Origin of the sequence: Aeromonas rivipollensis, from assembly GCF_010974825.1 — a bacterium.
Classification (GTDB): domain Bacteria; phylum Pseudomonadota; class Gammaproteobacteria; order Enterobacterales; family Aeromonadaceae; genus Aeromonas; species Aeromonas rivipollensis.
In genome coordinates this window covers 61,644-79,884 of record NZ_JAAILA010000003.1, presented here as the reverse complement: position 1 = coordinate 79,884, position 18,241 = coordinate 61,644, and the positions used below count along the sequence as shown (strand labels likewise).

Annotated in this window: 18 protein-coding genes; 5 read left to right on the top strand and 13 right to left on the bottom strand. The window is 64.2% G+C overall.

Going from position 1 to position 18,241, the window contains the following annotated elements:
* Window positions 1-52 precede the first annotated feature (52 nt).
* Together G4923_RS01235 and G4923_RS01230 are read left to right on the top strand one after the other, a co-directional pair.
* The gene (locus G4923_RS01235) at window positions 53-955 is read left to right on the top strand and encodes a homocysteine S-methyltransferase family protein (RefSeq protein WP_163135114.1); all 903 of its coding nucleotides are present in this window, start codon (window positions 53-55) and stop codon (window positions 953-955) included.
* Window positions 956-964: 9 nt separating this feature from the next.
* Window positions 965-2,365 (top strand): basic amino acid/polyamine antiporter, encoded by a 1,401-nt coding sequence (locus tag G4923_RS01230; RefSeq protein WP_163135113.1) that lies wholly within the window; start codon window positions 965-967, stop codon window positions 2,363-2,365.
* A gap of 71 nt (window positions 2,366-2,436) precedes the next feature.
* Here G4923_RS01230 and G4923_RS01225 read toward each other — a convergent pair whose 3' ends face one another.
* Window positions 2,437-3,276 carry a sterol desaturase family protein gene (locus G4923_RS01225; protein ID WP_163135112.1) on the bottom strand — a complete coding sequence of 280 codons (840 nt, stop codon included), beginning with the start codon at window positions 3,274-3,276 and terminating at the stop codon, window positions 2,437-2,439.
* Window positions 3,277-3,533: 257 nt separating this feature from the next.
* Here G4923_RS01225 and G4923_RS01220 point away from each other — a divergent pair, with 257 nt between their 5' ends.
* On the top strand, window positions 3,534-3,896 hold the full coding sequence (locus tag G4923_RS01220; protein WP_163135111.1) for a hypothetical protein: 363 nt from the start codon (window positions 3,534-3,536) through the stop codon (window positions 3,894-3,896).
* A gap of 106 nt (window positions 3,897-4,002) precedes the next feature.
* Here the strand turns inward: G4923_RS01220 and G4923_RS01215 are convergent, their stop codons facing one another.
* The 4 genes from G4923_RS01215 to G4923_RS01205 all read right to left on the bottom strand — a co-directional run bounded on the left by G4923_RS01215 (window position 4,003) and on the right by G4923_RS01205 (window position 6,692).
* Entirely contained in the window at window positions 4,003-4,746 is a 744-nt protein-coding gene (locus G4923_RS01215; RefSeq protein ID WP_163135110.1) for an amino acid ABC transporter ATP-binding protein, read from the bottom strand.
* Window positions 4,730-4,852: a hypothetical protein gene (locus G4923_RS21325; protein WP_259334485.1), complete on the bottom strand. Its 123-nt coding sequence runs from the start codon at window positions 4,850-4,852 to the stop codon at window positions 4,730-4,732. Before G4923_RS21325 ends, G4923_RS01215 begins: the two co-directional genes overlap by 17 nt.
* Entirely contained in the window at window positions 4,836-5,795 is a 960-nt protein-coding gene (locus G4923_RS01210; RefSeq protein WP_163135409.1) for an amino acid ABC transporter permease, read from the bottom strand. Before G4923_RS01210 ends, G4923_RS21325 begins: the two co-directional genes overlap by 17 nt.
* A gap of 96 nt (window positions 5,796-5,891) precedes the next feature.
* A complete protein-coding gene (locus G4923_RS01205; protein ID WP_163135109.1) occupies window positions 5,892-6,692 on the bottom strand; it encodes a transporter substrate-binding domain-containing protein in 801 nt (266 codons plus the stop codon).
* Between the two features lie 463 nt (window positions 6,693-7,155).
* On the opposite strand from G4923_RS01205, the gene G4923_RS01200 reads away from it, so the two are divergent.
* Complete coding sequence (locus G4923_RS01200) at window positions 7,156-8,283, top strand: GGDEF domain-containing protein (protein WP_163135108.1); 1,128 nt, start codon at window positions 7,156-7,158, stop codon at window positions 8,281-8,283.
* A 10-nt stretch (window positions 8,284-8,293) separates the two neighbouring features.
* On the opposite strand, the gene uhpC is transcribed toward G4923_RS01200, so the two are convergent.
* The 8 genes from uhpC to G4923_RS01160 all read right to left on the bottom strand — a co-directional run bounded on the left by uhpC (window position 8,294) and on the right by G4923_RS01160 (window position 16,913).
* Complete coding sequence (gene uhpC / locus G4923_RS01195; protein ID WP_163135107.1) at window positions 8,294-9,628, bottom strand: MFS transporter; 1,335 nt, start codon at window positions 9,626-9,628, stop codon at window positions 8,294-8,296.
* 27 nt (window positions 9,629-9,655) lie between these two features.
* Window positions 9,656-11,173: a signal transduction histidine-protein kinase/phosphatase UhpB gene (gene uhpB, locus G4923_RS01190; protein ID WP_163135106.1), complete on the bottom strand. Its 1,518-nt coding sequence runs from the start codon at window positions 11,171-11,173 to the stop codon at window positions 9,656-9,658.
* The gene (gene uhpA / locus G4923_RS01185; protein WP_139437025.1) at window positions 11,170-11,760 is read right to left on the bottom strand and encodes a response regulator transcription factor UhpA; all 591 of its coding nucleotides are present in this window, start codon (window positions 11,758-11,760) and stop codon (window positions 11,170-11,172) included. Before uhpA ends, uhpB begins: the two co-directional genes overlap by 4 nt.
* A 196-nt stretch (window positions 11,761-11,956) precedes the next feature.
* Window positions 11,957-12,352 carry a nucleoside diphosphate kinase regulator gene (gene rnk / locus G4923_RS01180; RefSeq protein ID WP_025327497.1) on the bottom strand — a complete coding sequence of 132 codons (396 nt, stop codon included), beginning with the start codon at window positions 12,350-12,352 and terminating at the stop codon, window positions 11,957-11,959.
* 227 nt (window positions 12,353-12,579) lie between these two features.
* Window positions 12,580-13,314 (bottom strand): substrate-binding periplasmic protein, encoded by a 735-nt coding sequence (locus tag G4923_RS01175; RefSeq protein ID WP_240455235.1) that lies wholly within the window; start codon window positions 13,312-13,314, stop codon window positions 12,580-12,582.
* 82 nt (window positions 13,315-13,396) lie between these two features.
* On the bottom strand, window positions 13,397-14,080 hold the full coding sequence (locus G4923_RS01170) for a hypothetical protein (RefSeq protein ID WP_163135104.1): 684 nt from the start codon (window positions 14,078-14,080) through the stop codon (window positions 13,397-13,399).
* A gap of 50 nt (window positions 14,081-14,130) precedes the next feature.
* On the bottom strand, window positions 14,131-15,498 hold the full coding sequence (locus tag G4923_RS01165) for an alkaline phosphatase (RefSeq protein WP_163135103.1): 1,368 nt from the start codon (window positions 15,496-15,498) through the stop codon (window positions 14,131-14,133).
* Between the two features lie 23 nt (window positions 15,499-15,521).
* The gene (locus G4923_RS01160; RefSeq protein WP_163135102.1) at window positions 15,522-16,913 is read right to left on the bottom strand and encodes an alkaline phosphatase; all 1,392 of its coding nucleotides are present in this window, start codon (window positions 16,911-16,913) and stop codon (window positions 15,522-15,524) included.
* Window positions 16,914-17,239: 326 nt separating this feature from the next.
* On the opposite strand from G4923_RS01160, the gene ylqF reads away from it, so the two are divergent.
* Entirely contained in the window at window positions 17,240-18,190 is a 951-nt protein-coding gene (gene ylqF, locus G4923_RS01155; protein WP_106886395.1) for a ribosome biogenesis GTPase YlqF, read from the top strand.
* Window positions 18,191-18,241 lie beyond the last annotated feature (51 nt).

Genomic DNA, 18,241 nt, shown 5'->3' with positions numbered 1-18,241 from the left:
TTTTTTCACACAATAAACACCCGTCATGACGGGGACACGCAGAGAGACAGAGATGGATACAAAGGATTTGTGGGTACTGGATGGCGGCATGGGGCGTGAGCTGGCACGGCGGGGCGCACCGTTTCGCCAGCCGGAGTGGTCGGCCCTGGCCCTGATGGAGGCGCCAGAGACGGTGCGCGAGGTGCATCAGGCCTATGTGGCGAGCGGGGCCAGAGTCATTACCACCAACAGCTATGCCCTGGTGCCGTTTCATATCGGTGACGAGCGCTTCGCCGCGGATGGTGAGCGGCTTGCGGCCCTGGCCGGGCAGCTGGCCCGCGACGTGGCCGACGGGCAGGCTGGTGCCGTGCAGGTGGCCGGTTCATTGCCACCGCTGTTTGGCTCCTACCGTGCCGACCTGTTCGAGGCGGACAGGGTGAGCGAGCTGGCGACCCCGCTTATCCGGGGCCTCTCACCTCATGTGGATATCTGGCTGGCCGAGACCATGAGCCTGATTGCCGAGCCGCTGGCCCTCAAGGCGCTGCTGCCAGGCGATGGCAAGCCGTTCTGGGTCTCCTTCACCCTGGAGGACGAGGCACCGGGGAGCGAACCCAGACTGCGCTCCGGTGAGCGGGTGGCCGATGCCGTCACTGCACTGGCATCGGCCGGGGTGAGCGCCATCCTGTTCAATTGCTGCCAGCCCGAGGTGATCGAAGGGGCGCTCAAGGTGGCGAGCGCCCGCTTGCAGGCCCTGGGTCGCACCGACATTCGCCTCGGCGCCTATGCCAACGCCTTCCCGCCCCAGCCCAAGGAGGCCACCGCCAACGACGGGCTGGACGAGATCCGCGCCGATCTGGGGCCGCAGGATTACCTCGGCTGGGCCGAGCGCTGGCGCGGTGCCGGGGCCTCCCTCATCGGCGGCTGCTGCGGCATAGGCCCGGAGCACATCCAGGCCCTGAGCAGCCAGCTGCGCTAAGGAGAGCCCATGAAAGAGAGCAAGATAGGCCTATGGTCCCTCACCGCCCTGGTGTTCAGCTCCATGGTGGGGGCGGGGATCTTCAGCCTGCCCCAGAACATGGCCGAGGTGGCCGGGGCCCGCGCCGTGCTGATTGGCTGGGGCGTGACCGGGGTGGGCATTCTGGCGCTCGCCGCGAGCTTCCTCTACTTGTCGCGGCTAAGGCCCGATCTCGACGGCGGCATCTACAGCTACGCCCGCGCCGGTTTTGGGGATCTGGTGGGCTTCTTCTCCGCCTGGGGCTATTGGCTCTGCGCCACCATAGGCGTGGTGGGCTATCTGGTGATCGCCTTCGCGGCGCTGGGCAGCTTTGTCGATACCCCCGAACAGATCTGGTTTGGTGACGGTAATACGCTGGCGGCCTTTATCGGCGAGTCCTGCATCCTCTGGGCTGTGCACCTGCTGGTGGCCCGCGGCGTGCAACAGGCGGCCCTGTTCAACCTGGTGGCGACCCTGGCCAAGAGCCTGCCACTGCTGCTGTTCATCCTGTTCGCCTGCTACTGGTTCGATCCTGTCACCTTCGCGGCGGATCAGCAGGGCAGCACACTGGCGGTGCCGGTTTCCGAGCAGGTGCGCAACACCATGCTCATCACCCTCTGGGTCTTCACCGGCATAGAGGGGGCGGCCGTGCTCTCGGCCCGGGCGAGAAACAAGCGGGATGTGGGCACGGCCACAGTGCTCGGCGTGGTGCTGGCACTGCTGCTCTATGTGCTCATCTCTGTGCTGGCGCTGGGGATCTTGAGTCGCCCCGAGCTCGCGGCCCTGCCCAACCCCTCCATGGCGGGGCTGATGACCCAGATGACGGGCTCCTGGGGCAAGGTGCTGATAAGCGTCGGCCTCATCGTCTCCGTGCTCGCCTCCTACGTGAGCTGGACCCTGTTCTCGGCCGAGGTGCCCTTCAGCGCGGCGCGCCACGGCGCCTTCCCGGCCATCTTCCGGCGTCAGAACCGCAACGGCACCCCCATAGCCTCGCTCTGGCTCACCAGCCTGACGGTGCAGGGCTGCCTGCTGCTGGTTTGGCTGCTCGGCAAGGGGTACACCAACCTGCTGCTCATCTCCACCTCCATGATACTGGTGCCCTACCTGCTGATCGGCCTCTTCCTGCTCAAGCTCTCCTTAAGCGGGCAGGGCAATGGCCTGGTGCGGGCGGTGGCCCTGGTGTCGAGTGGTTATGGTTTCTGGCTGCTCTATGCCGCTGGGGTGGAGTATCTGCTGCTGTCGCTTTTGCTCTACGGGCCGGGTCTGCTGCTGTTTCTCTACAGCCGCCGCCAGCTGGGGGCGGATCAGCGACTCAGCCTGCGCGAGCGGCTGCTGGCCGGGATCACCCTGGTGAGCCTGGTGCCCGCCATCTGGTCCTTTGCCCATGTCTGAGTGAGGTGGTGACCCAATGCAAGAGAGCGCCCTGGTGGCGCTCTCTTTTTTGGTGGCGGGTGGCGCGCAACTCAGGCGCCCCCCGGGCCCGCCGGCTTGCCAAACAGCACCTTGAGCTTCTCTGACCAGGGCAGGCCACGGGCGTCGTGCAGCATGTCGCGCCACTCGTGGAAGGTGAGGGTGAGGGGATTGAAGCTGTGGACGGGCTTGGTGATACCGAAGCGGCAGGGCTCGCCCAAGTCTTCCTCCACGAAGGTGCCAAACAGCCGATCCCAGATGATCAGCACCCCGGCGAAGTTGCGGTCTATGTACTTGGGGTTGCTGGCGTGGTGCACCCTGTGGTGGGAGGGGGTGTTGAAGACCCGCTCCAGCCAGCCCAGCTTGCCCACCACCTGGGTGTGAACGAAGAACTGAAAGCCCAGGCTCAGCAGCACTGTGGCGACCACGGCCTCGGGGGGGAAGCCGATGAGGATCATGGGGATCCAAAACAGCCACATGCCGGAGACAGGGTACATCAGGCTCTGGCGAAAGGCGGTGGAGAGGTTGAGCCGCTCCGAGCTGTGGTGCACCACGTGGGAGGCCCAGAGCCAGCGCACATGGTGGCTGGCAAAGTGGAACAGCCAGTAGCAGAGATCCTGCAGCAGGAACAGCAGCAAGAGACTCCAGAGGTTCAGCTCGATATCGAACAGTCGCCAGCCCCAAAGACCCTCATAGAGGTAGGCGATGGCGATGGCCGCCAGGGCATCGCCCCCCTGGTGCATCAGGGCCAGGGCGGCGTTGGCGAACAGGTCCCGCCACTGGTAGCTGGCGGTGGGAAAGGCTGCCCCGTGTTTGCGCAGATAGAGCATCTCCCAGCCGACGAAGGCCAGAAAGAGGGGGGAGAGGTAGAGCAGCAGCAGTTGCACATCCATGTGAGGCATCCGGTTGGACCAGTTGGGTTCCAGCATACCGAATGAATTTAAAAATTCATTAACATTTGATGACCCAGGTGTGCCTGCCGCAACCGGGACCGAGGTTCAATGGCTTGTTTTTGCTGACAAAGCCTGGCCGCTGGCGATAAGCCCTGGATGAGTCAGCTCTGGGCGGCACCCGTCGTCCGGCGGGGCCTCGCATACACTGGGAGAACGAGGTTGCCAGGGGCGGCAGGGTGTCGCCAGTGGAGGGTAGAGTGAGAGCGGTTCATCTGTGTGTCATGTTCGGCCTGCTGAGCGCGAGTGCGCAGGCCAATGACAGCTTCAACAGCGAGCTGAGTCATTTCGCGGGGGGCGCGGCCATGGGGGCGGGCTTCACGGCAGTGGCCGATCACTACGGCTATCGGGATCACAGAGGCTGGATAGGGTTCGGGATCTCCACCGGGATCGGGGTGGTGGGGGAGCTGGCGTCGAGAAACGGCGACTTCTCTGCCCTGGACGCGGGCGTCAATGCGCTGGGAGCGGCGCTTGGCGCCTTTGCCACCGATCGCTGGATCCTGGCCCCCCTAGTGCTGCCCGAACAACACTACGCCGGGCTGATGGCCGGTTATCGCTTCTGAGGGGGGCTTCCGATCGGCCTCAACAACAGAGGGAGCCCAGGGCTCCCTCTGTTGTATCTCTTTCCCTTGCAGCACCTGACGCAGTCACTGGCGCAGGCGCTTGCGGTCACAACACCTGACTCAGGAACTGGCGCAGGCGCGGTGAGGGAGGGTTGTCGAAGAAGTCGGTGGGCTTCTCATCCACCAGCAGCTCGCCGCTCTCCATGAAGAGCACCCTGTCCGCCACTTCCCGGGCAAAGCCCATCTCGTGGGTCACCACCACCATGGTCATGCCTTCCCGGGCCAGGCCCTTCATGACGTCCAGCACCTCACCCACCATCTCGGGGTCCAGCGCGCTGGTTGGCTCGTCAAACAGCATGATGCGAGGCTGCATGGCGAGCGCCCGGGCTATGGCCACCCGCTGCTGCTGGCCGCCGGAGAGCTGGGACGGGTAGCTCTGGGCCTTGTTCGACAGCCCCACTTTCAGCAGCAGGGCCTTGGCCCGCTCCTCGGCATCCTTGCGGGACAACCCCCGCACCTTCTGGGGGGCGAGGCTGATGTTGTCCAGCACGTTCAGGTGGGGGAAGAGGTTGAAGGACTGGAACACCATGCCCACCTCTTCCCTCAGCTTGTTGACGTCGCCCGGCTCGGTCAGGCTGATGCCATCCACCTCGATATGGCCATCGTTGATGGTCTCGAGCTGGTTGAGGGTGCGCAGGAAGGTGGATTTGCCAGAGCCGCTCGGCCCCACTATCACCACCACTTCCCCTTCGGCCACCTGGGTACTGACGTTCTTGAGGGCGTGCACCTCGGTGCCGTAGAATTTTTCCACGCCACTAGCCTTGATAATGGGATCAGTTGCTGTGCGCATATTTCACCTCCAGACGACGCACCGGGAAGGCGCGGGGCGTGCCGGTGATGGCTGCACTTCTCGACTCCTGTTGAGCCTTGATAATGGGATCAGTTGCTGCGCGCATATTTCACCTCCAGACGACGCACCAGGAAGGAGAGAGTGCCGGTGAGCACCAGGTAGAGCAGGGCCACGGTGAACCACACCTCGAACGGGCTGAAGGTGGAGCTGACCACCTCGCGCCCGGCCTTGGTGAGATCCGTGATGGAGATGACCGAGACCAGGGAGGAGTCCTTGATGAGGTTGATGAACTGGCCCGCCAGGGGGGGCAAGACCCGCTTGAACGCCTGGGGCAGGATGACGTAGCGCATGGTCTGGGCCGAGGTGAGCCCCAGGCTGCGGCCCGCCTCCATCTGCCCCTTGTGGATGGAGCTGATGCCGGCGCGCACGATTTCGGCCACATAGGCGCCGGTGAAGACGGCCAGCGCCGCTACCCCAGCGGTGAATCTGTCGAGGTTGAGCACTGTGCCGATAAAGAAGTAGACGATGAAGATCTGCACCAGCAGCGGAGTGCCGCGAATGAGCTCCACATAGGTGACAGCCAGGTTGCGCAGGGCGGGATTGGGGGAGAGGCGGGCGAGGCCGGCCAGGGTGCCCAGCAGTATGGCGAAGACGCCCGCGACCAGGGAAAGCTTGACCGTGACCCAGACGCCCCAGGCGATGGGGCCGGCGGTCCAGCTCAGTTGGGTGTCCAGGGTGTCGCCCTGGAAGACGGTATCCCCTTCGGCAACCTGGGCGCCTGTGCTGGCGATGGCCTGGCGACGGTTGGGGTCGAGATCGTCTTGCAGGAAGAGTTGTCCCTTCTCTGCGGCCGTGGTGCCGGCCACCACTGTGCCGTCAAATTCTGCGTACTGTTTCTGTTCGGCCTGGTAGGCGATGTACTGAGGAATGCGTTCCCAGCGCCAGGTGTAATCCACCGCCTGCACGGCCTTGTAGATGCCAAAGATGGCGGCCAGCAACATCAGCAGGAAGACCCCGTGCCAGAGCAGCAGGTTGGGCTGTTTTTCCATCTGTCTTGTGATTTTGGGGTTGATCACTGTCACAACCTCTCTTGTCGTTATTGTGTGGGGTCTGCGTGAAGGGGCGGCGAACCGCCCCTTGAGAGGTTATTTGAGCTGGTTGAGCCAGGCGTTGGATTCAAACCACTTCTTGTAGAGACGGTCGTAGCTGCCGTCGCCCTTGATCTGGCGCAGGTAGTTGTTGAACCAGTTGAGAGTGTCCTGATCCCCCTTGCGGATGGCCCAGGCCAGCGGCTCGAAGGTGAAGGGTTTGTCCAGGTGCACCACGGCGCCGGTGTTCTGGGAGGCGAAGATGGCGTTATAGGGCAGGTCGTAGACGAAGGCATCCACCTTGCCGTTGATCACTTCCAGCTTGGCGTCGTCCTGGGTTTCAAACTGCAGCAGGGTGGCCTTGGGGATCAGGCGCTTGACCGCCTGCTCGCCTGTGGTGCCGAGCTTGACCGCGATCTTGTACTTGGGATCGTTCAAATCGCTGAAGGACTTGATCTCCCCCGCCTTGTCCTTGCGAAGGACTATGGTCTGACCCACGACTATGTAGGGATCGGCAAAGTTGACGCGCAGGTTGCGCTGGGGGGTGACCGTCATGCCGCCCATGATGACGTCGAACTTGTCGGTCAGCAGGGCCGGGATGATGCCGTCCCAGGCGGTGTTGACGAACTCCACCTTCACGCCCATCTCCTTGGCGACCATCTTGGCCAGATCCACGTCGAAGCCGATGTACTGGCCCTGCTTGTTGGTCATCTCGAAAGGTTGATAGCCGGCGTCGAAGCCGACCCGCAGCACACCGCGCTCCAGCACGGCGTCCAGAGTTGAACTAGGGGCAGAGCTGGGAGCGGCATGAGCCAGCCCGCACAGCAGCAGGGTAGAGAGAATGAGTTTTTTGATCATAAGTGACGTCTCTGTCGAAAGTGTGTTCGGCCTTGAACCTGCTCCGTGCGACTCCATGGCACAAGAGACTGCTGCATCCGGCAGCAGGCAAGACAGGATTATTGTCTTGATTGAGGCAAAAGCCCCATATGAGATTCTACTCCCCATTCATTGAGTGAAAAATGTACCAAAATCCGATTGTGTCAGACGACTCAATAGGTTAGTGGCGCTTTTTCCTCGCGGCACGGCTCATAAAACCACATGAAAACAACATATCTATCTAATGGCGCGGGTTCAAGTGCAAAAATAGTTGGCAGGCATTTTGCTGTGTGGTCGGTGGGAAATCTGGGTCCGAACGAACCTTGAGTGCCAGGCATCGGGTCAGCTGGGGAGCCGGAAAATATTTCATCGCGCCAGAAGGCTCCCTCTGTGTCTTGTCATGGGCTTCCCATATACTCAGCCATCCCCAATGGAAGGCTCGGGAATGGACACCTCAATTCTGCTCAATCTGGATGTATTCACGCTGATGCTCATGGCCCTCGGGGGCTACAGCCTGGGATTCATCACCCTCTCCATCATCTGGTCGACCCACAGGGAGATCCCCGGCCTCGGGCTCTGGTGGTGGTCCAGCCTCTGTGCCCTGGCGGCCCAGTCGCTGTTCTTTATGCAGGCGTTCGCCCCCCACATCGCGGGGATCTGGCTGGCCAACCTGCTCATCACCCTCTGCATAGCGCTGATGCCGCTGGCGCTGCAGCGTTTCTTCGGCGAGCCGCCGAACTGGCGGGCCTTCGCGCTCTTCATGCTGGTCTACCTGCTGATCCTCTGCTGGAGCGTGCTGTTCAACGACGAGATGGCCCCCCGGGTGCTGCTGGCCTGCCTGAGCTACATGGTGCTGGGGGCCGTGGTGGTGCTGCTCATCTGGCGCCATGGCTATCCGGCCTACCTGCCGGCCGTGCTGGTGTTTACCGTGGTCAACATACTGCTCTACGGCTTCAACCTGGTGCGCATGGGGGCCCTGCTCAGTGGCGAGGTGCGGGTGCTGATGGATCCGCACGTGGTCAATGTGTTGCCCTTCCTCTCCATGCTGATGGGCAACTACCTCTCCACCTTCGGGGTGCTGCTGCTCTGTACCCAGTACCGGGCCCTGGCCCTGCGCCGGCAGGCGAGCCAGGATCCTTTGACGGGCCTGCTCAACCGGCGTGGCTTTATGGAGCGCTGTGTGACTGCGCCCAAACAGGGGGCGCTGGTGGTGCTGGATCTCGATGACTTCAAGCAGATCAACGATCGCCACGGCCACGAGGCGGGGGACAGGGTGCTGGCGGCGGTGGGTGCCTATCTTGCCGGTCAGGGGGATCTGGTGGCCAGCCGCTTCGGCGGCGAGGAGTTCGTGCTGCTGCTGCCCGAGGGGGATGCCCTGGCCCAGCAGGCCCGTTGCGAGCAGATCCGTCAGGGCATAGCGACGCTGCCCCTGGACGGCATCCAGGTCACCGCCAGCCTGGGGCTGGTGCCCTACGCCCGGGGCTGGCATCTCGATACCCTGTTCGGGCAGGCGGACCGCGCCCTCTATCAGGCCAAGCGCAGCGGCAAGAACCGGGTCTGCCTGCCGGCCTGAGCCGTGATGCTCAGCCCGGTTCGGTTGCGAGGGTCCGCGGTGCCTGGGCCTTGAGGAAGGGCAGTAGCAACAGGGCCGAGACCCCGGCCGCCACCGAGATGACCACGAAGAAGCCGTTCCAGTGCCAGATCTCCATCACCTTGGCCAGCGGATACCCCGACAGCGCCGCCCCCATGTAGGCAAAGAGCCCGACGAAGCCGGTGGCTGCCCCGGCGCAATCCTTGTGGGAGCACTCCGCCGCCGCCATGCCGATCAGCATCTGGGGACCGAACACGAAGAAGCCGATGGTGAAGAAGCAGGCTGCCTGCATCACGTAGCTGAAGAAGGGCATCAGCCAGAGTGACCCCACAGAGAGCAGTATCCCCATGGCGAAGATGAGATTCATCGGCCCCCGGTTGCCGTTGAACAGCTTGTCCGAGCCCCAGCCCGCCACCAGGGCGCCGATAAAGCCCCCCACCTCAAACATGGAGATGGCCGAGTTGGCGCTCATCAGGTTGAAGCCGCGCTGCTCCGTCATGTAGAGGTTGCCCCAGTCGTTGATGGCAGTACGCACCACGTAGACCAGCACGTAGCAGCAGGCCAGCAGCCAGATGTAGGGATTGCCGAGCACGTATTTGCGCAGGATCTGGCGCGGATCCAGGCCGACATCCTGGGTCTGCTGGGCCATCTCCAGGGCGTCCTGGCGCCACTGCCCGACCGTGGGCAGCCCCAGGGTGCTCGGGGTGTCCCGCAGTCGCCAGCACAGCAGCAGCCCGGCCAGTATGGCGATGAGGCCGGGCACTATCATGCCGTAGCGCCAGCCGTGCTGCAGGGCTATGGTGCTGACGATAAGCGGGATCAGGGCCCCGCCCACGTTGTGGGCCGTGTTCCAGGCCGACCACCAGAAGCCGCGCTCGGTCCTCGAGTACCAGCTGGTGAGCAGCTTGGAGCAGGGGGGCCAGCCCCAGCCCTGGAAGAAGGCGTTGGCAATCCAGAGTGCCACGAACATCCAGAGGGCCGACGAGAGGCCGAACAGTATGTTGATGACCCCGGTCGCCATCAGCCCCAGTCCCATGAAGTAACGGGGGTTGGCCCGATCGCTTATGATGCCGGAGACGAACTTGGAGCAGCCATAGGTGAGGTAGAACAGGGTCCACATCATGCCGATGTCGGCCTTGTCCAGGATGCCGCTCGCCAGCATGTCCGGCATGGCGAAGTTGAAGCTCTTGCGGGTGAAATAGAAGACCGCATAGCCCAGGTACATGGTCAGCAGTATGTGGAGGCGCCAATGGTGATAGCTGGCATCGATCTCGGCCTGATCCCTCACCAGAGGGGCCGCCGGGCGGCTCTTCATAAAGCTCAGCATGGGGTGTCCTGCCTTCTGGATCCTGGATCAGTCATGGGACTCCTCCCGTTTGCGGCTGGGGAGGTTGACAGTCAGCTGGGTCCCCTGGGCGCAGGAGAGCCGCAGCGTCCCCCCCAGCGCCTGCACCCGCTCGCGAATGCCGAGCAGGCCATAGCCCTGGGGCGTCTGCTCGGGCAGGCCGCAGCCGTCGTCGTCCAGTTGCAGCAGCACCCGATCGGCCTGCTGGCGGGCCAGTATGGTGACAGCGCTGGCATTGGCGTGTTTGACCACGTTGTTGAGCCCCTCCTGACAGACCCGAAACAGGGTGACTCGCTGGGCGTCCGAGAGATCCTCATCCGCGAGCCCCCACTCCAGCCGGGTGACGATTCCGCGCCGCTCCAGCTCCAGCTCCCGCAGCAGGCCGCGCACCGCCTGCTCCAGGCTCATGTCGTCGAGCTGGCGCGGGCGCAGGCGACCGAGCAGGCCGCGCACCGCATCGTAGATCCCGAGCGACAGGGTCTCGATGAGGGCGCTGCTCTGGCCGACATGGGGGTTGTCCGGCGCGAGGCGGCGCACTATGCCTGCCTGGGTGCGGATGGCGGTGATGGTCTGGCCTATGTCATCGTGCAGCTCCCGGGCCACCTCCTTGCGGATGCTCTCCTCGGTTTCCAGCAGCCGCTCGGTGAGCTGGCGGTTGTGGGCGAGCTGGCGGGTCAGCGCCTGGTTGAGCTCGCGCTGGCGCTGGATGCCGGCCCCCAGCAGCAGGCCGGTCAGGCTCTGGGCCAGCAGGGAGAGCAGCAGATCCAGGGGATGTTCGTGCCAGGCCTGGCCCGCCATCAGAGCCACCGTATTCATCAGGGTGGCGAGCAGGGCCCCCTGCCAGCCGTAGCGCCAGGCCATGGCCATGATGGGAATGGCGAGGCAAAAGGGGGTGAAGCGCACCAAAGAGTCCGGCAGGCCGAGCTGCAGCCCCAGGCTCAGCACGAACAGCAGTAGATACCAGACCAGATGGCGAAAGCGCCAGTCCACCGGCTGATCCACCAGCGCAGGGCCGAGCGGCACCCAGGTGGCGCGGGTCAGATAGTGCCAGATCAGCATGCAGGTGGAGGTGAGGGTCAGGCCGCCGGTCAGGGTGAGCAGCAGGGCGGTGAGGCCATCTTCCCCGGCCAGATGCCAGAGCAGGGATTGCAGGGCCGCCGCCACAGTGACGGTGGCAAGCAGCACCAGCAGTTGCTGCCAGTCGTCTCGCACCCGCTGGCGGCGGGCGATGAGCAGCGGCAGCAGGGTGAGCAGGCTGCCAGCCAGGATGAGGGGCCACAGGGGCATGCCCACCTCCCGATCGAGCCAGTGAAGCAGCAGGGCTTCACACAGCAGCAGGGGCGGCCAGTAGGGGAGGGGGCTCTGCAGAAGCAGACCCAGACGCAGCCCGAAGGGGAACAGCAACACCGCCAGCACCGGGCTCTCCACCAGATGCAGCCCTATGCTCCAGAGGCAGAACCAGCCGGCGGCGAAGATGAAGCAGGCCGCCAGCGAGATGGCGACATAGCTGGCAAGGCGGGAGATCACCAGCTGTCCAGCATGCGGTGGGCCAGCTCCACGTTGTTGTTGACGTTGAGCTTGTCCATCAGGTTGGCGCGGTGCACGTGCACCGTCTTGGGGGAGAGGCCGAGGCGCTCGGCGATGGCCTTCACCTCCATGCCGCCGGCCAGCAGCTGCGCCACCTCCCGCTCCCTGTTGGTGAGGGGATCTCTGTGGCTGCTGGCGAGCTTGTGGGCTATGTCCGGGGTGAGGTAGCAACCACCCTGGGCGGCGGTGCGTACCGCGGCGATCAGCTCCTCCGGGCTGCAGCGCTTGGAGAGAAACCCCTTGGCGCCGGCCTGCAGGGCCTGCTCGATGAGGGCCGGGCTGTCGTGCACCGACAGCATCACCACGGCGAGGCCGGCGGGCAGTTGCCTGAGCAGGTCCAGCCCGGATTGATCCGGCATTGAGATGTCGCACACGCACAGCTGCACGCCGCTGCCCGGCAAGCCGGCAAGGGCGTCGGCGGCGCTGCCGAATTCGGCGACGACCCGCAGATCGGGTTCGAGATTGAGCAACTGGGCAAAGCCGGAGCGGACTATCTGGTGATCGTCGATGAGGGCAATTTTTATCATGGTGTCAGCCTGAAATCTGCGGCCAGGGCGCTGGCGCGGCCAACAAGATACTCCCGCTCGCCCCCTGGCTCAAGGGGGAGGAGAGCCCCAGCGAAGGAGATGCGGTGATGCCTGCCCACAGGGGCAGAGAAACAGGGGGAGCAATAAAGGAGAGGCACGCTCTGCTCGCCGGGGCGGCAGAGCGTGCCCGGTCCTGTCAGCGGTGCAGCTCACCCGCCCGCTCCGGCTGATAGACCACTTCCAGGATCTCCACCTGTATGGTGCGCCCGGCCGGGCCCGGCCAGGCGATGCTGTCACCCACCTTCAAGCCCAGCAGGGCGCTGCCGACCGGCGCCAGCACGGAGATCTTCGACTCGTCCCCCTGCACGTCCTTCGGGTAGACCAGGGTCAGGCAGAAGTCATTGCCGCTGTTTTGCATCTTGAAGCGCACAGTGCTGTTCATGGTCACCACGTCAGGCGGCATGTCGGCGGGGTCGCGGATCTCGGCGCGGTTCAGCTCCTCCTGCAGGGCCAGGTGTTGCGGGTGGTTGCCGAGCAGTTGCTCGATGCGATCCAGATCCAGATTGGAGATGACGAGATGTGGCTGTTGCATGGGGTATTCCTTATCAATGGCTGAAAGGACCAGGATGACGGACAAGCTGGTCGAAAAAGGGTTCGGATTGTGAGAATAGATCGCAAGCGCGATGCCCCCGAGCGACTCGCTGTCAGGGGCGAGGGCGGGGGCTCAACGGGGTGTGAGCAGACTGGAAAAAATCATGAGCGCTTTCATGGGGATACCATAACCATTCTGAATGGCTTTGGCAAATGCCCGGCCGGGGGTCAGGGCGCCTGGTAATCGTACTGCCGCAGGATGCGCGCCAGGCTGCCATCCTCGCGCATCTCCTCAATCGCCTTACGCCAGCGCAGCGCCTCGGCCGCAGGAAACTGCGGGCTGGCGGCCAGGTAGAGGGCGCTCTCTTGCAAGGTGTCGCCGCGCACCAGATCCGCCAGGGGCAAGCCGGCCCGTTGCTGGTTGTAGCGGGCCGTGTTCCAGGCCACGGCCCAGCCCTGGATGCGGCCCAGCGCCAGCTTGCTGGCATTGTTGACCTCCTCGGTGACCAGCTCCCGGGTCACTCCCTTGAGGGGCTGGATCAGGCTCTGACCATGAGAGCCGCGCATCGCCCCCAGGGTCAGGCCGGACAGCGCCTTGACCGAGAGGGGGGCCGGGTGGTGCTGGCGGTGGCTGACCAGCACGAAGGCCTCCTCCAGCAGGGGGGCAATCCAGAGGAACAGGGGCTCGCGCTGGGGACTCCTGGCCGGTGGCAGCAGCAGGACGTCCGCCCGATGGCGGGTCTGGCTGAGGGCGCGGGCCAGCGGCATCAGCTCTATCTCCAGCGGCTCCCGAAGGCGGCGGGCCGCCTCTTCCAGCACCTCGATTGCCATGCCGCTCGGGGCCCCCTGCTGGGAGCGAATGACATAAGGGGGAACGTCTGCGGCCAGGACCACCACGGCGTGGGCGCCGGGGCCTGGGAAGAGGTGGGCGCAGCAGAATAGAAGCAATAGGGGAAGACGCATAGAAGACCGGGTCAGGGATGAGTACACAGAGTGTAACATCCCGTAACCCCAAGTCAGTCAACCCATTGGGGGGAGCGGGCCGTCAGTCGAAGAAGTCCCGCAGATCCAGGGTCTGGTAGCCGCCCAGCTGCTGCCAGGGCAACTGCTTTGGCAAGGGCTTGAGGGTCACCTCCATCCGGTAGCTGCGATAGCCGTCCAGGCTCGCGGACTCCACCACCAGGGGCAACTGCCATTGGCTAGACCAGAGGATGCGGGTGCGCTGCCTGCCATCGCGTTTTTCGTACCAGAGCGCCTGCTCGGGGGCCGCCTCGTCCAGGGCGGTCATGCCCTGCAGCAGGGCCGGATCCACGAGATGGCGAAGGCGCGCCCAGTCGGGCTTGAAGGCCACCTGGCCATACTCCTCCGGCGGCACCTCCACCAGCTGGTTGTGCCAGGCGTCGGCGTAGCGCAGTTGCAGCTCTCCTTCATCGTCTCGGCTGACCCAGCGGGCCGCCATCTGGTGGGTGAAGTGCTTGTGGCCCGGAGTGGCATCGTGGCTGGCGTGATAGGCGCGGGCGAGCGGCAGGGGGATGAGCCGCTGGCTCCACACCTGGTTGCCGACCCGTATCCATTTCTCCTGCCAGTGGTTCTCCCGGGCTATGCCGTCGCTGCTGGTGATCCTGTCCTGATAGCGGATGCGGGCGGCCAGATCGGGGGCCTCATCGGCCAGCAGGGGGAAGCTGAGGGTGCTGCCAAGGAGCCATAACGGAAGTAACAATCGCATCATGGATGATCGCTCGAAAGAAGGGGGCCCGGCGTGACACCGGGCCCTCTTTCTTACAGGCCGAGCGCCTCCCTGAGCTTGCCGAACACCAGGGTGTTGTCCAGGGTGCCCTTGAAGCGGCCGCTGCCCGCGCCATCGGCAAACAGCATCACATCGCCGCCGCCGTGGGTCTCTGAGCCCAGCTTGACCCCGGTCTCCTGCAGGTAATCATCCCCCATCACCTGATTGCTGGTGAGGGTGGGGCGCAGGTCCTGACGGTTCGGGCCGTTGCCGAACACTAGCGTGGTGAAGGGCTTGCCATCCACGTCGTTCTGGGTGGAGCCGTCGCCATTCTTGACCAGATCCAGCACAGGGTTGCCCTTGGCGGAGTAGCCGTTGATGGTCATGGTGTGGTCGTGATCGGCGGTGACCACTATCAGGGTATCGGTCAAGTCCACCTTGCCGAGCGCCGTCTTGACCGCCTCATCCAGCGCCACCGCATCGGTCAGCGACCGTTTGGCGTTGGTGGCGTGCAGGGCGTGATCGATGCGGCCCCCTTCCACCATTAGGAAGTAACCCTGGCTGTTCTGGCTCAAGAGATCGATCGCCTTGGCGGTCATCTCGGAGAGGGACGGTTGGGTATTGGCCGCCCCCTTGGCGACGCGGTCCAGCTCGTAGTCGAGGTGGGACTTGGCACTGAACAGACCCAGCACCTTGCCGCTCTCTATCTTGGCGAGATCGCTCCGGGTGGTGACGTACTGATAGCCCTGGGCACTGAGCTCGGCGGTGAGATCCCGGCCATCGGCCCGGCCCCCCTTGTTGCTGGCGCTGTAGGGGGTCCAGTGATTGGCTCCGCCCCCCATCAGCACGTCGACCCCGTCCCCGAGCGCGGTGTTGAAGCCTGCGCCCCCCGGTACCGCCTGCTCGGCGATGGCGTAGGCCGCGTCACGGTGGCAGATGTGGGAGTAGGTGGCCGCCGGGGTGGCATGGGTCAGTTCCGTGGTGGTGACGGCACCGACCGATTTACCCGCCGCCTTGGCCAGCTCGAGTATGGTCGGCACCGGGGTGCCGTTGTCGCCGGTGCAGTTGTTGATGCCCTTGTTGCCGTTGATGTCCTTGGCCGGCGCGACGGCCTGGGTGTCGCTGCTCATGGCGATCACCTCGTTGTTCATCTTGACCCCTGTGGTGTAGGCCGCCATCGAGGGGGCCGAGTCCGTGGTCTGGGCATCGTGGGAGAAGGTCTTGATGCGGGCGCTGCGTGGCAGCTTCATCATCTCGAGATCCCCCTCTTCCCCCACCTTGTAGAGGCGGGTGGCGGTGAGCACGCTGGGGCCCATGCCGTCGCCGATAAAGAGGATGACGTTCTTGGCGTCGCTGGCCTGGGCCTGGGACAGGCCACCGAGGGCGGCGAACAGGGCGGTGCACACCAGGGTTTTGTTCATGGTTTTTCTCACGGGAATGATCCTCACAGCTTGGCCGCAGCCTTGACCTTGCCGAAGACGGCGGTGTTATCGAGTGAGCCGTGGAAGCTGTCAGCCCCCTGGCCGATGGCGCCGAGGAATACGTCGGTGCCGCCGTGGGTCTCGTTGCCTAGCTCGCCCACCTTGACCACCACCTCCTGGTGATAGTCGTCGGCCGAGACGGTGGCATCGTCGAGCGGTGCCACGCTGCTGCGCGGGCCATCCACCCGGTTGTAGCCGTTGCCAAAGCCGATGATGGTGTAGGGCATGCCGTCGCTGTCCTTGCTCGGCTCGCCGGTCTCGTAGTTCTTCACCAGCCCGAGCACGCCGGGGTTGCCTGCCGTGGTCTTGCCGGTACGCTTGGCATAACCATTCAGCACCAGCGTATGGTCATGGTCGGCGGTGACCACTATCAGGGTGTTTTTCAGCTCGGGGTCGCTCTTCTTCACCTCGTCGATGGTGGCCTTGATGGCGTCGTCGAAGGCGAGGGTATCTTGCAGGGCGCGCTTGGCGTTGGTGTCGTGCAGGGCGTGATCGATGCGGCCCCCTTCCACCATCAGGAAGTAACCCTTCTCCTTGTCCTTGAGCTGCGTGATGGCGGCCAGGGTCATCTGGGCAAGGGAGGGCTCGCTGGCGGGCCTGTCCAGGTCATATTTCATGTGGCTGGCGCCAAACAGCCCCAGCAGCGGCTTGCCAGCCTCGGCCTGGTTCAGCTCGTCCAGGTTGCTGGCAAACTGGTAGCCCTTGGCCTGCATCTCGCTGATGAGGTTGCGGCCATCCTCCCGCTTGCCCTTGTCGGCGGTGGGCAGGAAGAAGCTGCTGCCGCCACCGAGCACCACGTCCAGCCCCTCTTTCAGGGCGCCGTTATAACCGGCGCCGCCCGGCACCAGCTGGGCGGCGATGTCGGCTTCCAGATCCCGGTTGCAGATGTGGGCATAGGTGGCGGCCGGGGTGGCATGGGTCACCCGGGTGCTGGTGACCACGCCGGTGCCGCGGCCGTCGGCCTTGGCCAGCTCCAGCAAGGTGGTGACCGGCTTGCCGGCGCTCTGGCTGCAGTCGCTCTCATAGGTGGCGTCGCTGTCCATGCTGATGACGCCGTTGTTGCTCTTGACCCCTGTCATGTAGGCCGCCATGGAGGGGGCCGAGTCGGTGACCTGGGCGTCGTGGGAGAAGGTCTTGATGAAGGCCGTCTCCGGCAGTGTGTCTATGGTGAGGCTGCCCTCTTCCCCCACGCCGTAGATGCGGGCGGCGGTCAGGGTGTTGAGGCCCATGCCGTCGCCGAGGAAGAAGATGACGTTTTTGGCGCTGGGCTCCGGGGTGCTGCTGTCATTGTTGGAGTTGCAGCCGGCGACCAGGGTGGCGCCTATCATCACTGCAAGTCCTGCCATGTTTCTCATTGGGGTTCGCTCCTTGTAAAACCTGAGCGCAGCCTAGAGGGGGCAGATGACACTTTTAGTGAGTCTGGATGACAATACGGTGAAGGCACCGTATAAATGTTATGTTGTATCAACCACTTATTGATTGCTGTCTGCCCTTCTGCCCCAGGCAGTTGCGGTGGCACCGGCGCCGCGGCCGTGCACGCCTGTGGCCACAATGGCCTGTCAAATCGGGGCCGCAGCAGGTAAAATGCGCCCCCTTGCGATGAGTGCCAGCGGTTTGGCGCATCACCAGGCGCCCGCAGCCCCCAGCGGGAGCCCGCATCCCCAATGAGAGAGTAACGGATATGTCCATCAACTGGTTCCCCGGCCACATGCACAAGGCCCGCAAAGAAATTGCCGAGGTCATGCCCCAGGTCGATGTCATCATCGAGATGCTCGATGCCCGCATCCCCTTCTCCAGCGAGAACCCCCTGGTGCCCGAGCTGCGTGGGGATACCCCGGTGATCAAGGTGCTGAACAAGGCGGATCTGGCCGATCCGGCGATCACCGAGCTGTGGGTGGCGCACATGGAACAAGAGAAGGGGATCAAGGCGTTGCCCCTGACCCAGCAGGAGCCGGAGAAGATCAAGGCACTGCTGACCCTGTGCCACGAGATGCTGCCGGAGCGCAACTTCGATCTGCGCGGGGTGCGGGCCATGATCATGGGCATCCCCAACGTGGGCAAGTCCACCCTGATCAACACCCTGGCGGGGCGCATCATAGCCCGGACCGGCAACGAGGCGGGGGTGACCAAGTCCCAGCAGCGGATCAAGCTGGACAACAACGTCATCCTGACCGATACCCCGGGGTTCCTCTGGCCCAAGCTCAACCCGCCCTCCTGCGGCTACCGGCTGGCCATCACCGCGGCCATCAAGGACACCGTTTTTGACTACGCCGACATCGCCATGTTTGCCGCCGACTACTTCATCAAGGCCTACCCCGAGCGCATCAAGGCTCGCTACCAGATAACCGATCTGCCCGAGACCGAGATCGAGCTGCTGGAGATGATCGCCCGTCAGCGCGCCTTCGTGCGCAAGGGCGGCCTGGCGGATCTGCACAAGGCCTCCGAGATCCTGGTCAACGAGTTCCGCTCAGGTATGCTGGGGCGCATCTCCCTGGAGACCCCTGAGATGGTGAGCGCCGAGATCATACTGGCGGCAGAAGAGGCTGAGGAGAAGGCCAAGGAGAAGGCGGAGCGGGAAGAGGAGCGCCAGGCGCGGGCCCGTCGCAAGTACGCCAAAAAACGTCAGAAATAGCCGATGTTGTGGCAGCTATAACGAAGAGGCGACCCCAGGGTCGCCTCTTCT

Excerpts from the sequence above, each read along its gene's own strand:
- G4923_RS01235 (WP_163135114.1), top strand. The coding sequence starts at position 53 with ATGGATACAAAGGATTTGTGGGTACTGGATGGCGGCATGGGGCGTGAG.
- G4923_RS01230 (WP_163135113.1), top strand. The coding sequence starts at position 965 with ATGAAAGAGAGCAAGATAGGCCTATGGTCCCTCACCGCCCTGGTGTTC.
- G4923_RS01225 (WP_163135112.1), bottom strand. The coding sequence starts at position 3,276 with ATGGATGTGCAACTGCTGCTGCTCTACCTCTCCCCCCTCTTTCTGGCC.
- G4923_RS01215 (WP_163135110.1), bottom strand. The coding sequence starts at position 4,746 with ATGCGCACAGCAACTGATCCCATTATCAAGGCTAGTGGCGTGGAAAAA.
- G4923_RS21325 (WP_259334485.1), bottom strand. The coding sequence starts at position 4,852 with ATGCGCGCAGCAACTGATCCCATTATCAAGGCTCAACAGGAGTCGAGA.
- G4923_RS01210 (WP_163135409.1), bottom strand. The coding sequence starts at position 5,795 with ATGGAAAAACAGCCCAACCTGCTGCTCTGGCACGGGGTCTTCCTGCTG.
- G4923_RS01205 (WP_163135109.1), bottom strand. The coding sequence starts at position 6,692 with ATGATCAAAAAACTCATTCTCTCTACCCTGCTGCTGTGCGGGCTGGCT.
- G4923_RS01200 (WP_163135108.1), top strand. The coding sequence starts at position 7,156 with ATGGACACCTCAATTCTGCTCAATCTGGATGTATTCACGCTGATGCTC.
- uhpC (WP_163135107.1), bottom strand. The coding sequence starts at position 9,628 with ATGCTGAGCTTTATGAAGAGCCGCCCGGCGGCCCCTCTGGTGAGGGAT.
- uhpA (WP_139437025.1), bottom strand. The coding sequence starts at position 11,760 with ATGATAAAAATTGCCCTCATCGACGATCACCAGATAGTCCGCTCCGGC.
- rnk (WP_025327497.1), bottom strand. The coding sequence starts at position 12,352 with ATGCAACAGCCACATCTCGTCATCTCCAATCTGGATCTGGATCGCATC.
- G4923_RS01175 (WP_240455235.1), bottom strand. The coding sequence starts at position 13,314 with ATGCGTCTTCCCCTATTGCTTCTATTCTGCTGCGCCCACCTCTTCCCA.
- G4923_RS01170 (WP_163135104.1), bottom strand. The coding sequence starts at position 14,080 with ATGATGCGATTGTTACTTCCGTTATGGCTCCTTGGCAGCACCCTCAGC.
- G4923_RS01165 (WP_163135103.1), bottom strand. The coding sequence starts at position 15,498 with ATGAACAAAACCCTGGTGTGCACCGCCCTGTTCGCCGCCCTCGGTGGC.
- G4923_RS01160 (WP_163135102.1), bottom strand. The coding sequence starts at position 16,913 with ATGAGAAACATGGCAGGACTTGCAGTGATGATAGGCGCCACCCTGGTC.
- ylqF (WP_106886395.1), top strand. The coding sequence starts at position 17,240 with ATGTCCATCAACTGGTTCCCCGGCCACATGCACAAGGCCCGCAAAGAA.